10 protein-coding genes (1 of these 10 only partly in view) are annotated in these 14,263 nt (G+C 44.4%); 4 read left to right on the top strand and 6 right to left on the bottom strand.

Features of this window, described 5'->3' with window-relative positions; translation table 11 throughout:
- The 3 genes from LEP1GSC050_RS06440 to lfb1 form a co-directional block, all read left to right on the top strand.
- A protein-coding gene (locus tag LEP1GSC050_RS06440) for a hypothetical protein (protein ID WP_010570428.1) crosses the window boundary here: on the top strand, window positions 1-279 show its 3' portion. It extends 102 nt beyond the left edge of the window; the window shows 279 of its 381 coding nt (coding positions 103-381); its start codon lies beyond the left edge, outside the window; its stop codon occupies window positions 277-279.
- A 248-nt stretch (window positions 280-527) separates the two neighbouring features.
- Complete coding sequence (locus LEP1GSC050_RS06435) at window positions 528-3,779, top strand: acetyl-CoA carboxylase family protein (RefSeq protein ID WP_010570427.1); 3,252 nt, start codon at window positions 528-530, stop codon at window positions 3,777-3,779.
- A gap of 159 nt (window positions 3,780-3,938) precedes the next feature.
- The gene (gene lfb1 / locus LEP1GSC050_RS06430; protein WP_010570426.1) at window positions 3,939-4,298 is read left to right on the top strand and encodes an LIC10280 family protein; all 360 of its coding nucleotides are present in this window, start codon (window positions 3,939-3,941) and stop codon (window positions 4,296-4,298) included.
- 227 nt (window positions 4,299-4,525) lie between these two features.
- On the opposite strand, the gene LEP1GSC050_RS06425 is transcribed toward lfb1, so the two are convergent.
- The 6 genes from LEP1GSC050_RS06425 to LEP1GSC050_RS06395 all read right to left on the bottom strand — a co-directional run bounded on the left by LEP1GSC050_RS06425 (window position 4,526) and on the right by LEP1GSC050_RS06395 (window position 11,833).
- Window positions 4,526-5,548 carry a DUF4384 domain-containing protein gene (locus LEP1GSC050_RS06425; RefSeq protein ID WP_232225668.1) on the bottom strand — a complete coding sequence of 341 codons (1,023 nt, stop codon included), beginning with the start codon at window positions 5,546-5,548 and terminating at the stop codon, window positions 4,526-4,528.
- Between the two features lie 288 nt (window positions 5,549-5,836).
- On the bottom strand, window positions 5,837-7,714 hold the full coding sequence (locus tag LEP1GSC050_RS06415) for an alginate export family protein (RefSeq protein WP_010570423.1): 1,878 nt from the start codon (window positions 7,712-7,714) through the stop codon (window positions 5,837-5,839).
- 216 nt (window positions 7,715-7,930) lie between these two features.
- Window positions 7,931-8,995: a sulfate/molybdate ABC transporter ATP-binding protein gene (locus LEP1GSC050_RS06410; protein ID WP_010570422.1), complete on the bottom strand. Its 1,065-nt coding sequence runs from the start codon at window positions 8,993-8,995 to the stop codon at window positions 7,931-7,933.
- A gap of 10 nt (window positions 8,996-9,005) precedes the next feature.
- The gene (cysW, locus tag LEP1GSC050_RS06405) at window positions 9,006-9,905 is read right to left on the bottom strand and encodes a sulfate ABC transporter permease subunit CysW (RefSeq protein ID WP_010570421.1); all 900 of its coding nucleotides are present in this window, start codon (window positions 9,903-9,905) and stop codon (window positions 9,006-9,008) included.
- A complete protein-coding gene (gene cysT / locus LEP1GSC050_RS06400) occupies window positions 9,902-10,729 on the bottom strand; it encodes a sulfate ABC transporter permease subunit CysT (RefSeq protein WP_010570420.1) in 828 nt (275 codons plus the stop codon). Before cysT ends, cysW begins: the two co-directional genes overlap by 4 nt.
- Before the next feature lie 102 nt (window positions 10,730-10,831).
- Window positions 10,832-11,833, bottom strand: coding sequence for a sulfate ABC transporter substrate-binding protein (locus tag LEP1GSC050_RS06395; protein WP_051184895.1), 1,002 nt, complete (start codon window positions 11,831-11,833; stop codon window positions 10,832-10,834).
- Window positions 11,834-11,991: 158 nt separating this feature from the next.
- Here LEP1GSC050_RS06395 and LEP1GSC050_RS06390 point away from each other — a divergent pair, with 158 nt between their 5' ends.
- Window positions 11,992-14,247, top strand: coding sequence for a PP2C family protein-serine/threonine phosphatase (locus tag LEP1GSC050_RS06390; protein WP_020987517.1), 2,256 nt, complete (start codon window positions 11,992-11,994; stop codon window positions 14,245-14,247).
- Window positions 14,248-14,263 lie beyond the last annotated feature (16 nt).

Below are 14,263 nucleotides of genomic sequence, written 5' to 3'. Positions count from 1 at the left end.
GCAACGGATCGACAAACTTATTGTAAAAACGTTCCACATGGTCCCCGCTTACACGATTGTTTTAGAGAGAACGATTCTAAGCTATCTCCAGCTTGTAAATCGCATTTAGCGGAAATGCATGCAAAGCATGAGGCAATAAGACAGGCCTGCTCTTCGGACGAACAAAAATTTTGTGGCGATTCTGGACATGGCAATGGAGGTCCGATCGGTTGTTTGAGGAATCATGAGGCCGAACTATCGGCTACCTGTAAATCCGCACTGCCTCCGCCGCGCAGATAGCGTTTCAAAGATAATTTATAAAATTATAATATATTACGAGTTTTGATGAAAGGATTTCGTTACTTACGCACTTTTTAATTGTTTATTGTAACGAGTTCTTTTTAGTTCGTCTATTTGTGTTGGTTAAATTCTAAAAAGTTTTTTAATCAAACCAATTATAAGACTTTTCCTCTTTCCAAGAACAAGTTTCAAACCCGAATTATAGTCGACTCTTTCGCAATTTGGAGGAGATTGCTGCCCATCTACATATGGCATCCAAGAAATTACTAATTGCAAATAGAGGGGAAGTCGCGATTCGGATTGCACGAGCTTCCGCAGCGCTAGGATGGGAAAGCGTAGTCGTTTTTTCCGAGGACGACGCAGATTCGAAACATCGTCTGTGCGGAGATCATTCCATTGCGTTAAATGGCAGCGGAAGCCACGCGTATTTGGACGCGAAGCAACTGATCCGAGTCGCGAAGGAGACGCATTGTTTGTTTCTTCATCCGGGCTACGGTTTTTTAAGTGAAAACGCTGAGTTTGCCGAAAGCTGTTTGGTGGAGGGGTTACAATTTATTGGTCCTTCTTCGCGGGTTGTCAAAACCCTGGGAGATAAACTCGAGGCGATTCGATTAGCGGAACAGAACTCGATTCCGGTTCTGGCTGGGACCAGAGGTCCTACTACACTCGCTCAATCGAAGGATTTTTTCGTTCAACATGGAGCGTTAATGATCAAGGCGTTATCCGGTGGCGGAGGGAGAGGAATCCGAAGGGTCCGAAATCTGGATCAAATGGAGGAAGATTTTCTTAGATGTTCTTCCGAAGCTAAAGCCGCGTTCGGAAACGGAGATTTATACGTTGAGCAATTTCTTCCGAGAGCTCGGCACATCGAGGTCCAAATCGTAGGCGATACTCATGGAGAAATCGCTCATTTATGGGAGAGAGATTGCACCTTACAAAGAAGAAATCAAAAATTGATAGAGGTGTCGCCGGCTCCCAATTTATCCCCCGAAATTCGGGATTCGATTCTAAATTCGGCTCTCCGTTTAGCTCGAAGTGTGCAATATTCGAGTCTCGGGACATTCGAATTTTTAGTCGATGAGGATACGCGAGGAAAATTTTACTTTATGGAGGCTAATCCACGTTTACAAGTCGAACATACTGTTACAGAAGAAGTGACCGGAATCGATTTGCTTCAGCTACAATTGCGCATAGCCGCCGGGCAATCTTTGAAAGACCTAGGAATTTGGCCCGAGGCGATTGCACCTCCTACGGGATTTGCAATTCAGCTAAGAATTAATGCTGAGACTCTTGATCGAACCGGCAATCCGCAGCCGTCGACCGGAAAATTGGCAGTCTTTGAGCCGTCAACTGGGCCGGGGATTCGCGTTGATACAGGGGCATATTCCGGATACGTAATGAATCCTAGTTTCGATTCATTGCTTGCGAAGCTTATCGTCCATAGTAAAAGTTCGCGCATTCAAGACGCCATATCTTTGGCTTATCGCGCATTGAGTGATTTTAATATCCAAGGCGTTACAACTAATAAGACATTTCTCCAGAATCTTCTCCTTTTGCCGGAAATGGAAAATTATGCGGTTTATACCAGAATGATAGACGAAATCTCCGGATCCGCCGTATTTGAACATTCTAAAGTTCATAAAGAGTTTTCTTTCTTATCGGATAAAAACGAATCAATTCCGGAAGTAACCGAAATAGAGGAGGCTCCATTAGGAACTTTGCAAGTTCCTTCTACGATTTCCGGACGTTTAACGGAAATCTGCGTCGCCGAAGGCGAAATGATTCGAAAAGGGCAAAAAATCGCGATTATTTCCGCAATGAAAATGGAGCACGTAATTAATACCGAGGTTTCGGGTTTGGTGGAAAGAATTCCGATTTCGATAGGTTCCATTGTGGCTCCAGAACAATCTTTGCTTTTTGTCAGGCCGTCGGAAGTAATAGACTCGGCTTCGGAAGATCAGAGTAAAATAAATTTGGATTCGATTCGTCCCGATCTTCAGGATTTATTGAATCGGTTGTCGTTAAACGAAGATAGCTTTCGCTCTCAAGCCGTAGCCAAACGCCATAAAAGAGGGCAAAGAACCGCTAGGGAGAATATTGCCGATCTCTGCGATCCTGGTACTTTCGTGGAGTACGGCGCGTTGGCGATTGCGGCGCAACGTCGCAGACGATCCCTGGATGAGTTAATCAAATTGAGTCCAGCAGACGGTTTGATTACCGGATTGGCTAACGTAAACGGGGCAATCTTTGACTCGCATAGATCGCGCTGCGCTGTTCTGGCGTACGATTACACCGTCTTTATGGGAACGCAGGGAGCAATGAATCATAAAAAAACGGATCGTTTATTGCAGGTTGTTAAGGAGCTTCAACTTCCGTTAGTCTTTTTTACCGAAGGCGGAGGCGGTCGTCCGGGGGAAGTCGATATGCCCGCGGTAGCCGGTTTGGATTTGCACACATTTCGCCAATATGCGAGTTTAAAAGGAATTGCTCCTCGTATTGCGATTACTTCCGGTCGTTGTTTCGCAGGGAACGCAGCTTTATTCGGCTGCAGCGACATCACTATCGCAACTCAGGGATCAAATATAGGCATGGGCGGACCTGTTATGGTTAAAGGGGGAGGTCTTGGCAATTTTTCTGCGGAAGATATCGGCCCGGTCGATATTCAGACTAAAAACGGAGTCGTAGATATTCTCGTCAAAGACGAGATAGAAGCCGTTGAAATTGCAAAAAAAACCTTATCCTATTTTCAAGGGGACATTATAAATTTTTCATGCACTGATCAACGAGCATTGAGAACGGCTATTCCTGAAAATCGATTACGTTCCTACGATATTCGCTCTTTAATTAAGATTCTCGCTGATGAAGATTCTTTTTTGGAACTTAAACAAAAATTTGCAGCGGGTATGGTCACGGCTTTTATTAGAATCGAAGGGAAAGTGTTAGGGCTTGTCGCTAACGATCCTACTCATTTAGCAGGGGCAATCGATGCGGAAGGGGCGGATAAAGCTAGCGACTTTATAAAACTATGCGATTCTTTTAATATACCAATATTATTTCTTTGTGATACTCCCGGATTTATGGTCGGTCCTGAAGTGGAGAAGAAGGGTTTAGTGCGTAAAGCTGGGCGTTTATTCGAAGAGTCTGCCGCTTGTAAGGTTCCGATTTTTACTGTCGTTCTCAGGAAAGGATACGGTTTAGGTGCGATGGCAATGGCGGGCGGTAGCTTTCATGCTCCGGTTTTTACGATTTCTTGGCCTTCGGGCGAATTCGGAGCGATGGGAATCGAAGGAGAAATTCGCACCGGATTTCAAAAGGAACTTGCTGAAATTAAAGATTGGAACGAAAGACAGAAATTATTCGATCGCTTAGTCAACGAAGCTTATGAAAGAGGGAAGGCAATGAATATGGCTTCCTATTTGGAGATAGATGCCGTAATCGATCCGGCGGATTCCAGAAAATGGATTTTGCGCGGATTGAATTCTATTCCCAAGACTCCTTAACCCTGAACGTTAAATTCGAATTTGGTTTTTTGCGAAGAAAATAAATTATTTTGATTATATTTCTCATCTAAGTTGGAAAATTAAGGACTTTTCTTTTGTAAATTTCTTGATTCGGGTGAGAAGAATAAGTATAATACGCACCCGAAAAGGGAGGTTTTCATGTCGCATAAATTTGGTTCAAAAATTTTGATTCTTTTGGCTATAATTAGTTTAGTCTTTTCTTTCACATACGTTTCCGCCCAGGTCTTGACGATCGGCGGGACATATAAAGTTTCGGGAACGAATCCGAACGGGTCGAAATATAGAGGGTCGGTGCAGATCAGGCAAAACGACGACGGGTCGTACTATTTTGCATGGACTGTCGGAAACAGTTACAGCGGAACCGGAACTCTCGATGGAAACGTTCTCACGGTGGATTGGGGAGATACTTATCCGGTGATTTATACCGTAACAAACGGAGGGGCGAGACTCGAAGGAACTTGGGGAGACGGTACAGGAACTGAAATTCTAACAAAATAATCTACGATTTATTCCGAGATTACGAAGTTTCTACCCCTTTGAGAAGAATACGAGTATTGCTCTTTTTGGGGGACTTCGCAATTTCGAGAACTCTCCAATTTATATATGAACTAGTCTGCGTATTTTCCGTTCGTATTCGCTTTTCCATCCAAGGCTTCAAGTAATGCAGTTGCCAAAATTCCGTGTGATAGTACCGGAGATTCGGATTTTAAGTCACTTTTTCAAATTCAATCGGCTTCCGTCTGGATCATGATTTCCGCGGTATTCCAATCTTCGTCACGAATTTCTGTATTAATTTTTTTGATACCTCTTGAAATTACGTCGAAAGGATTTACGATCCTTCCGAAGGGAGTTCCCGGCACGGGAGTGGAGTCGAAGAGATTCAAACTTTTTTTCGATGCTATTGCCTTAATCATGTCAGAACCGAACGGTTCACCTGCCGCCAATATATATCCAGATTTTCCATCCGGAATGAGAATGGTGTCCCCGGCTTTTGCGAAATTAGAAGGAGAGCTATCGTTAGGAAATAGTAAGATCGATTCTCCATCGCTTTGTAGTAATATTAAATATAAATAACAATCTTCCGAGACCTTAACTTCGAAAGAAACCGGGTCGTTATTTTTATACAACTTTCTAGAAGAACTCAAACTTACTTTTATCGAGCTTTGTTTGGGTCGTAGTCCGCTTAGATTCCTGAGTAGAAGGTTTCTGGACAAAAAATCCACCAATTCCTGAAATGCTTTTTGAGAACCACCTTCGGAAAACGACCGGTTAAAATCGATCTTGGATGTCTGTACGTCGACTAACTCCACCGACCATTTACGGCCCGATTCTTTAATCTGAATCAACTTCTGGGCGGAAAGTAGTTTTCCGATTTTCGGAGCATTCTCCTTATCAGCCAATCCTTGCAGGCTAAGAGAAATTTCGTTGAGCGCGTCGGCGGTTTTCTTTCTGTCAATGACGATCACCTTTCCAGATTGGATTAATAAATCCTTTAGCTCTTCTTCGAGCGGTATGGCGCGATCAGAGGAATCCAGGATGGCTACCTGATATTTCTCCAAAAATTGAACATTTGCATTTGTAGTATAAATTTCTTTGTTTTGGACGGTGGAAGGGGCGACCGTCGCACAGGAAAATAGAAATGCAAGAGAGAACCCGATCGCCGCAATCCGATTCAATTTGCTAAGCGAACACCTCTCGTCGGTAAACTCTTGTATAGAGTCCGGGATCGAGAGAAAACGACCCATCATTGTTCTCCTTTTGCGACACCGCCAAAGTGTCACATACTTCCGAATATATCTCATCTTAAGACCTAAGCTGAACGGCAATGATTCCAATTTGTTAAAAAATTTCCAATCCGGTATTTACGAAATAGCATCATCTAGTTTGCGTAGAGCTACTCTTTTTCATCGGAGGGCAGGAATTCGTCCCGCAAAATTCGCTTATTAACTGCATTGATGAGATGGCCTTTGTCGTCGGATTTTAAGGAGGATAGAGATTGGACTCGCTTCTTTTTTCGGAAGCGAGTCGAAAGATATCTATATTGCGAATACCGTTTGCAAAAAGAAATAAGACGCATCCGGTTTCCCGGTATAGATCGAAGGTGCAGTAGAAGTAGGAACCGACACATGCGCGTTTCGAATGGAGTCTCCCGCGCGAACGAACGCGATGCCTCCCCATATAGAAACGTTTTCCCAAGGCGTTACGATATAAATTAAATCCAACTCTGATCCGATTTTCTTTCCCAAATGTTGGGCCGAATAGTTGTACTTTTGATTATTGGAAAAATCTTCCGTACTAGCCGCCAAACCGCCGGTAACAATTCCATTATTATTATAATAAGCGTCCTGAAGTTTCGCCTTATAATAAAAATGAGGATTAATTATGAACGTCCCCCATTTTCCGGCGCTCCATTTGATATGAACGGAGTAATCTTTTGCGTTCTGCCAAAAGAATGCACCTGCAATACCGTTTCCACTATATGGAACGAACCCGGTCGCGATCCGTCTTGTCGGAAACGGCGCGTTCCAGGTTCCTACTGTCGAATCACTTCGATTCGGATCGCCGGACGCATATACGTATTGAATACCGATTCTTAAATCCTTGGTCGGATTCACTCCAGCCTGCAAAGTGAGGAAGTGAGCGTTATATCTTTGGTTTTCATTTTCGATCAGTAGGTTTTTGTTATTAAATGCGTTGATCGCACCGGCGCCGGTATTTCCGTCGGTAGCATTTTGAAGCCAACTTGTGCCTACTCGTAGGCCGTCGTATCCGCCTTGCCAGGCAGCTTCGATAGTCCAGTCGAATAACATTCCTTCGGGAAGAGCATTGTTTTCGGTTCTATTCGTTAAACGAAAACCGTACGTATTCTGCTGGTCGGTTGGTTTATTAACCGCAGTGTTAGCGTTAGCCGGATTATATTTTTTTAGAACCGTAAAATCATAGACATCCAAGGCAAGCCAGCTTGCAACTTTCGTAAAGTTATTGGCTCCAACTAAGTAGGTATTCGGAAGCGATGTGTTTGCACTTACTAGCCCGGATGAATTGTACTGCGCCGTTACGACACTCCCGAATGCGTCCAATACGCTGCTTGCATATTTTCCGGTGAACCGGAGTCCGTCCGTCGAGTTTCCGATCTGATTGTCGTTTGCTGCGCCTAATATTCGCCCGTCACCGAAATCGATGATCTGTCGCCCCAGGCGCAGTCGCAGGGACTGGTCCGGCTTGCGAATATCGAAGAACGCCTCTCGGAACGACGTGCTGTTGAGAACCGGGACCTGATTTTGAGAAGTTTTAGTAGTATCATAAACCACCCCGCCATTGGTGCCTAATTCGAAACGGGATGTTCCGGAATATGCCGGCGACTGTTCTCCTCCCCATACCCGGGAATCCTGCAATGTCGCCTTAAATATTACATATTTATTAATATCTGCGATAAGATAAAATTGGGTCTGTCCGGTAAATACGTTCGAATTATCCGCGGTCGTCTTATTAAAATCCATGTTATTGACCGACTCGTATCTTGGTCGAACGGAAAAGCCTACTCGGAATCTATCCTGGATCCAGAGGTCCGAGTTGGAGCGGATGATCTTGTTTTGCTCAGGAGTTACCTGAAGGTTTCTAAGGTATTCACCGGGGGTATTTCCCACCAATGGACTTTTGTAGATTTCTTTTTCTTTAACGATGCCCTGGCGGCTATCGCCGTTGCTGTCCGTTTTTTCCGCGCTATTTTGTATGGGCTTTGCTTCTTGCTTTTCCTTAGGCGGTAGAGGGGGGGCTGCCGGATCTATCGGTTTCGTTTCGGAATTAATTGTGGGGTCCATACCTGGTTGCCCCTGGGCATCAGTCTGAATTGGAAAGGAAAATGCGGCTAATCCGATAGCGAGGCTCGCTAGTTTTAATCCATTTTTCGACATTATATTCATCTCCTATGAAAGGATAGCAGAAATAATGTATTAAATTAAATCAACTTATTTGTTATATTAGATATAAATATGTTATAACAGAGATTGGGTTAGAGCATATTTTCCCGCAGAAAATCTGACATACTTCGAATACTCGTTTTGAATTGTCGGAAGAAATAGAAAGTAGGGCCGAAATACCCGGTACTTTCATCTATAAGCGCGATTGATTTAAATTGAAAAATCTTCGACGTAAACTTTTGCGTTTCGAATCCGAAGATAGACTTTCTCGCCGGGCAGTAGATTGAGTTCGCGGAAAGCATTTTGGTCGATAAGAGATTCGATTAGAGAACCGGAATCTAATCTCTTTAACTCGACTCGAACATTTCTGCCGGTTGAATGAATGTATTGAATTTCGGCTGGAATTCCGTTTTCGGCGGATCGTAAGATTTCCACATCGTAGGGACGAACGTAGGCGACTGCCTCGGCGTCTTGGATTTCGGAATGTTCGGGGGATTCGACATGCTGGTCGCCGATTCTAGCCTTGCCATCCTGAACTCGTCCATGGAAAAGATTAACGTCGCCTAGAAAGTGAAATACGAACGGGTTTTTGGGTTTGTTATAAACTTCATCAGGACTTCCGATTTGCTCGATCTTTCCGGCTCTAAGAATAACGATCGAGTCGCTTACTTCCAAAGCCTCTTCCTGATCGTGGGTGACAAAGACGCTCGTTATATGGATTTCATCATGAAGCCTGCGCAACCAAGTACGGAGTTCCTTTCTTACTTTAGCGTCCAAAGCTCCGAACGGCTCGTCCAAAAGTAGATACTTAGGCTCGATTGCCAACGCTCTTGCTAAAGCGACTCGTTGCCTTTGGCCTCCCGATAATTCGGAAGGAAAACGGTCGTGAAAATTCTCCAACTGGACTAGCTTTAAGAGACGAAAAACTCTATCACGAATTTCTACTTTAGAAGGTCGGATGGCTCTCGGACGAACTTTTAAACCGAACGCGATATTTTCAAAAATTGTCATATGGCGAAAGAGCGCATAGTGTTGAAAAACGAAACCGACTCCGCGATCTTTCGAGTTCTTATTTTTCGTTTTCTCTCCGTTAAAATAAACTTCCCCTTCGTCCGCCGCCTCGAGTCCGGCAATGATTCTGAGTAAAGTAGTTTTACCACTCCCGGACGGTCCTAGTAATGCGACTAGATTTCCTTCCGGGATCGTCAGGTTGATGTCCTTTAAGGCTTGGAATTCTCCGAAACGTTTGCTTACATTGCGTATTTCTATGGACATTACTTTCTCCTTAAATGACCGGATCTGCGGCGGTCGACGGATTTGCCTCGGAGGTTTTTCTATCTTTGGGATCGGTTAGATCTTCTTCCGGAGGTTCAATCGATTTTGTTTGTAAATTCTTTTCTAAAATCGTCTTCACCAATAGTGTAAGTAGAGATAGGAAGACGAGTAGAGAAGCCGCCGAGAAAGCCCCGACCGAATTAAATTCGTTATATAACATTTCTATTTGCAGAGGAAGAGTGTTCGTTTTTCCGCGAATATGTCCCGACAGAACCGACACGGCTCCGAACTCGCCCATCGCGCGCGCATTACAGAGAATGATTCCGTAGAGTAGTCCCCATTTGATATTCGGAAGAATGATCTTGACGAATAGTTTCGGAAGAGAGGCTCCTAATAGTATGCCGGCTTCTTCTTCCTCCTTGCCCTGAGTTTGCATCAAAGGAATCAATTCTCTGGCTACAAATGGCAATGTGATGAATAGGGTCGCTATTACTAAGCCCGGTGTATTGAATACGATTTTGATTCCGTATTCGTCCAAGGTATTTCCGAACCATCCCTGTCTCCCGAACAAAAGCAGAAAAATTAAACCGGAGATAACGGGCGATACTGCAAATGGGGAATCGATGACGGTTAATAACGCGTTCTTTCCGGGAAATTCGAATCTTGTGATTAAGAAGGCGGCAACAACGCCGAAAAGCGTATTTAAAGGGACGGCTATCCCGGCGACTTTCAAAGTCATCAACCATGCGGAAATGGTATCCGGATCCTGCAAGGCGGTAATATAACCGTCTACACCTCTTGCGAAAGCTTCCGCGAAAACCGTCACGATGGGTAATACGAGAATCAGCCCGGCCAAAAAGAGGACAGCGCCGATTAGAGCTATTCGAATCCAAGTAGGTTCCGTTCTCATCCTAATCTCCTGGAAGACCTACTCTGGAAAAAGTTAATCGTAAACATTATAAAAAAAGAAAGTAGTAACATCAATAAGGCGATTCCGGTCGCCTTCGAATATTCGTATTGTTCCAATTTCGTGACGATTAAAAGTGGAAGGATTTCCGTTTTTCCGGGTAAATTTCCGGAAATAAAAACGACCGATCCGTATTCCCCGATTCCCCTCGCAAACGCCATCGAGGTTCCTGCTAAAAGCGAGGGCCAGAGTTCAGGAAAAAGAACCCGCGTAAAAGTTTGTAGACGATTTGCACCGAGGCAGTAGGCGCTTTCTTCCAATTCCTTGGGGAGTTCCTCCAAAACCGGTTGAACCGTCCGAACGACGAACGGAAATCCTATAAATACCAGAGCGATTACGATGCCTAGGGGAGTATAGGCCACCTTGATTCCAAGCGGATCCAAAAACCTTCCGATCCATCCGTTAGAAGAATAAATCGCAGTGAGAGCGATCCCTGCAACCGCGGTTGGAAGAGTGAACGGAAGATCAACTAAAGTGTCCAAAATTTTTCGACCCGGAAATTCGTATCGAACTAATACCCAAGCGAATAGAAAGCCGACGAATAAATTGATAATCGCGGCAGCGGTTCCGGCGCCGAAACTTAGCCATAATGCTTTTTGTATTCTATCTTCGGAAAATACATCGATAAGACCGGACCAACCCAGATTTGCGGATTTGAAGAATAAGGCGGAGAGAGGAATGATAACCAAAAGGCTTAGATAAAAAATCGTCGTGCCTAGAGAGAGGCCGAAACTTGTTTTAGAATAGGGGCGAATGATAACTTTCAATTTCAGTTTCCGCGATTTAGGAAGTTCCCACCGACGATTGTTGTATGACGAGGAAATTCGTCAAACGAAGAGCCGTTTTTATTCGGCCCTTCGAGGAGACTGTTACTTCTTTGCGTCGTTATAGATACTATCAAAAACTCCGCCATCGGCAAAATGCTTTTTATGAGCCGCTTTCCAAGAGCCTTCCAAATCACGAACGTCGAACAGTTTTAATTTCGGAAACTTAGATGCGTTTGCTTTTAATACCGCCTCATCGGTCGGCCTGAAGAAATGTCTTGCTATCGTTTCTTGACCTGCCTTTGTGTATAGGAAGTCCAAATAAGCTTTGGCGATCTCCTTGTTTCCTTTTCTCGCGACTACTTTTTCAACTATCGCAACCGGAGTTTCTGCAAGGACGCTTGTGCTCGGATAAACGACTTCGAATCTGGATTGGCCTCCGTTTGCCTTGCGCGATTCGTCCAAAGCGAGTTCCGCTTCGTTCTCCCAGGCTAAAAGAACGTCTCCAATTCCTCGTTGAACAAAGGTAGTCGTGGATCCGCGTGCACCCGTGTCCAACACGGACGTGTTTCTATACAAAGATTTTATAAAATCCCTGGCTTTATCTTCCGATCCGTATTTCTTCTTCGCAAATCCCCAAGCAGCGAGATAATTCCAACGAGCTCCCCCGGATGTTTTCGGATTCGGAGTGATCACTCCGATGCCGGGTTTTACAAGATCGTCCCAATCTTTAAGTTTTTTAGGGTTTCCCTTTCGAACGAGAAAAACGACGGTAGAATAGTATGGAACCGAATGATGCGGGAATGCTTTCTCCCAATCTTTAGAAATCGACCCGCCGTTTTCGGCAATGCTATCGATATCGTAAGCGAGCGCCAATGTCACAACATCCGCGTCCAGTCCATCGATAACCGCGCGAGCTTGCTTACCCGACCCGCCATGCGACTGCTGGATTTGTAAGGCTTTTCCGGTTTTCTTTTTCCAGATATCCGAAAACTGCTTATTGATGTCTTCGTAGAGTTCTCGAGTGGGGTCGAACGAAACGTTAAGAAGGACATCCTCCGCAAGAACGTCTATCGGACCAAGACTTATCAAGGCGATTGTTACCATTAGAAGAAGGGCGGAAAACCGCCGGGTTATGCGCTGGTTTTGAATAATTTGCTTCACTTTTACGTCCCTTTGGCTAATAAGCCGGATAAAAATTCCAATAAATTGGATCTTTCTCTGCTATAGTCGGAACATTGCTTTCAAATGTCAATTCAGGTTTAATGGTAGGATCTGTTTTTTTCTTAAAATGTGGCAGTTTTTTAGATCGAAAGCATCCGGATCGTCATGCAAGCTCAAGATACGTGTTTTTCTTGATTCGATTTCAGTATTTTTTTCGAAAACTACAGCGTTCGTTCCGGAAATTCGGAACCGGGTCTATCCGTATTTTGCTTGTTCGTAATCCCGTGACCTTCGGGAAAAAGGAAGGTTGGGGATTTTTTTGCCACTGTGCAGCGGCGCTTCTCTTACTAAATTTTTCGCATTGTTCTCCTTCCATCTCTCAAGCCGATTCGAATCGACCGTTTGTGATCGAGGGAGAAATCGACTTAGGGAAATATGATTTAAATCTTCAGGATCCTATTCTTTTAGCCGGCCTCTGGAAATTTCATTGGCTATACTGGAAGGGAGTCGGAGAAGAAACTCCCACAGAAACGTTAAGCGTGCCTTCTTCCTGGAACGGAAAAAACGGAACAAGAATCGGCGAAGGGTACGGAACCTATGAGCTAACGGTTAAACTGGAGAGGAATTACAAGGAATTAGCCTTACTCGTACCGGAACAAAGTTCCGCATACAGGCTGATGATCGACGGAGAAACGATGGTCGAATGCGGCTCCGTCGAATTCCTTTCCTCACAGGATAAGACCGCCTTTCAAGTGAAGCCTGCCTGGTGCAATCGATTCGTTCGATTCGTACCGAAAGGAAATGAATTTCATATTGATATGTTGATCGCTAATAAGGACCATCGATTAGGCGGCTTTTGGTCCCCGATCCGCCTTGGTGAATCCGAGTCCTTACATAAAGCTTGGGAAAATGAGCGATACTTGGACATTTTCTTGGCAGGAGGACTTTTTTGCGTCGGAATGCTGCATCTGATTTTCGCGGTTTTTAGAAAAGGAGAACCGGCCTCTCTCTATTTCGGAATTTTTTGCATCGTAATGGCTACCCGCGGAATTTTTGCCGGGACCCGAATCGCATCCGAATATCTTACTTTTTTGGGATTCGAACATTTTATAAGAATTGAATATATCACTTTCTATCTGGCGATCCCCGTATTCCTGAGCTATATCCTTTCGATTTTTCCGAGGGAATCCAAAAGGGTGCTCGTAGATATCGTTTGGTGGATCGCGATACTCGCAACGATTATCGTGTTGGCGCTCCCGGTTCGAATTTTTACTTTTACGATCACGATTTATTACTTAGTCGCATTTTTGGCCGGAGCGCTCGGATTATATTCCCTGACGAAGGCTGCCGTCCGCCGCAAACAAGGAGCGATCACTATTTTGGGCGGCTTCATTTTTATTTATGCGGCTATGATTCACGACCTTTTTTACGCCACATTCTTTTTAGATACCGGTTACTTTGCACATGTCGGCGCGTTTGTCTTTCTAATCGCTCAGTCTATTTTTCTTTCCATCCGAAGTTCCGAGAATTTGGATCGGCTCATCGATCTTTCTAGAAACCTGGAGAAGCGTGTGGAAGAAAGAACTAAGCAATTGAGAAATGCTCTTAGGTTGATTCGAAACGATCTAACGGTCGCCAGGGAGATTCAAAAAGATTTGCTGAACCTAAAAGACAACGAGAGAATCATCATTTCCGATCTGATATTCGAAGTTTTGCATAAACCGTTGGCGGAAGTCGGCGGGGATCTTTATGATATTTTGGAATTACCTGACGGGCGTGTAAGAATTTTTGTCGCGGACGCAACGGGACACGGAGTGCAGGCAGCATTACTGACTATTTTAATCCGGCGAGCATACGAAGACCACCGGACAAAGGAAGTTAGTCCGGGTAAATTAATGTCCGCTCTTAGCGGGGAATTTCATGGAACATATAAGAACGTGGGAACGTACTTTTCCGCTTCGATATTGGAAGTTTCTAATGATAGGAGAACATTACGATATTCTCTTGCCGGATCGCCGCCGGTCATCGTGCAAACACCCGGTGCGGAGCAATTTTTAGAATGCGAAAACCCTTTGGTGGGGCTTCTCAAAGACTTCGTTTATACAGAACGGGAAATCGAATTACCTTACGGATTTAGAGTACTTTGCTTTACCGACGGCCTAACCGAAGCTTCCCGGGAGATGGGCGATTACTTCGGCAACGAACGAGTTTTAGGGTTTTTACGCCAAGGTAGGGATGCCGAATTAAACATTTTGATTCCTATGATATACTCCGAATTACTTAAATTTCTCGGACTTGGAGGTCCGAAAGACGACGTACTTTTAATCGGATTCGAGCATAAAGGAAGAACTAACTGAGCCAAAATAAAGTAAT

This window comes from Leptospira broomii serovar Hurstbridge str. 5399 (assembly GCF_000243715.2).
GTDB lineage: Bacteria > Spirochaetota > Leptospiria > Leptospirales > Leptospiraceae > Leptospira_B > Leptospira_B broomii.
This window is presented reverse-complemented; position numbering and strand designations above follow the sequence as displayed.

Excerpts from the sequence above, each read along its gene's own strand:
- LEP1GSC050_RS06435 (WP_010570427.1), top strand. The coding sequence starts at position 528 with ATGGCATCCAAGAAATTACTAATTGCAAATAGAGGGGAAGTCGCGATT.
- lfb1 (WP_010570426.1), top strand. The coding sequence starts at position 3,939 with ATGTCGCATAAATTTGGTTCAAAAATTTTGATTCTTTTGGCTATAATT.
- LEP1GSC050_RS06425 (WP_232225668.1), bottom strand. The coding sequence starts at position 5,548 with ATGATGGGTCGTTTTCTCTCGATCCCGGACTCTATACAAGAGTTTACC.
- LEP1GSC050_RS06415 (WP_010570423.1), bottom strand. The coding sequence starts at position 7,714 with ATGTCGAAAAATGGATTAAAACTAGCGAGCCTCGCTATCGGATTAGCC.
- LEP1GSC050_RS06410 (WP_010570422.1), bottom strand. The coding sequence starts at position 8,995 with ATGTCCATAGAAATACGCAATGTAAGCAAACGTTTCGGAGAATTCCAA.
- cysW (WP_010570421.1), bottom strand. The coding sequence starts at position 9,905 with ATGAGAACGGAACCTACTTGGATTCGAATAGCTCTAATCGGCGCTGTC.
- LEP1GSC050_RS06395 (WP_051184895.1), bottom strand. The coding sequence starts at position 11,833 with ATGGTAACAATCGCCTTGATAAGTCTTGGTCCGATAGACGTTCTTGCG.
- LEP1GSC050_RS06390 (WP_020987517.1), top strand. The coding sequence starts at position 11,992 with ATGGTAGGATCTGTTTTTTTCTTAAAATGTGGCAGTTTTTTAGATCGA.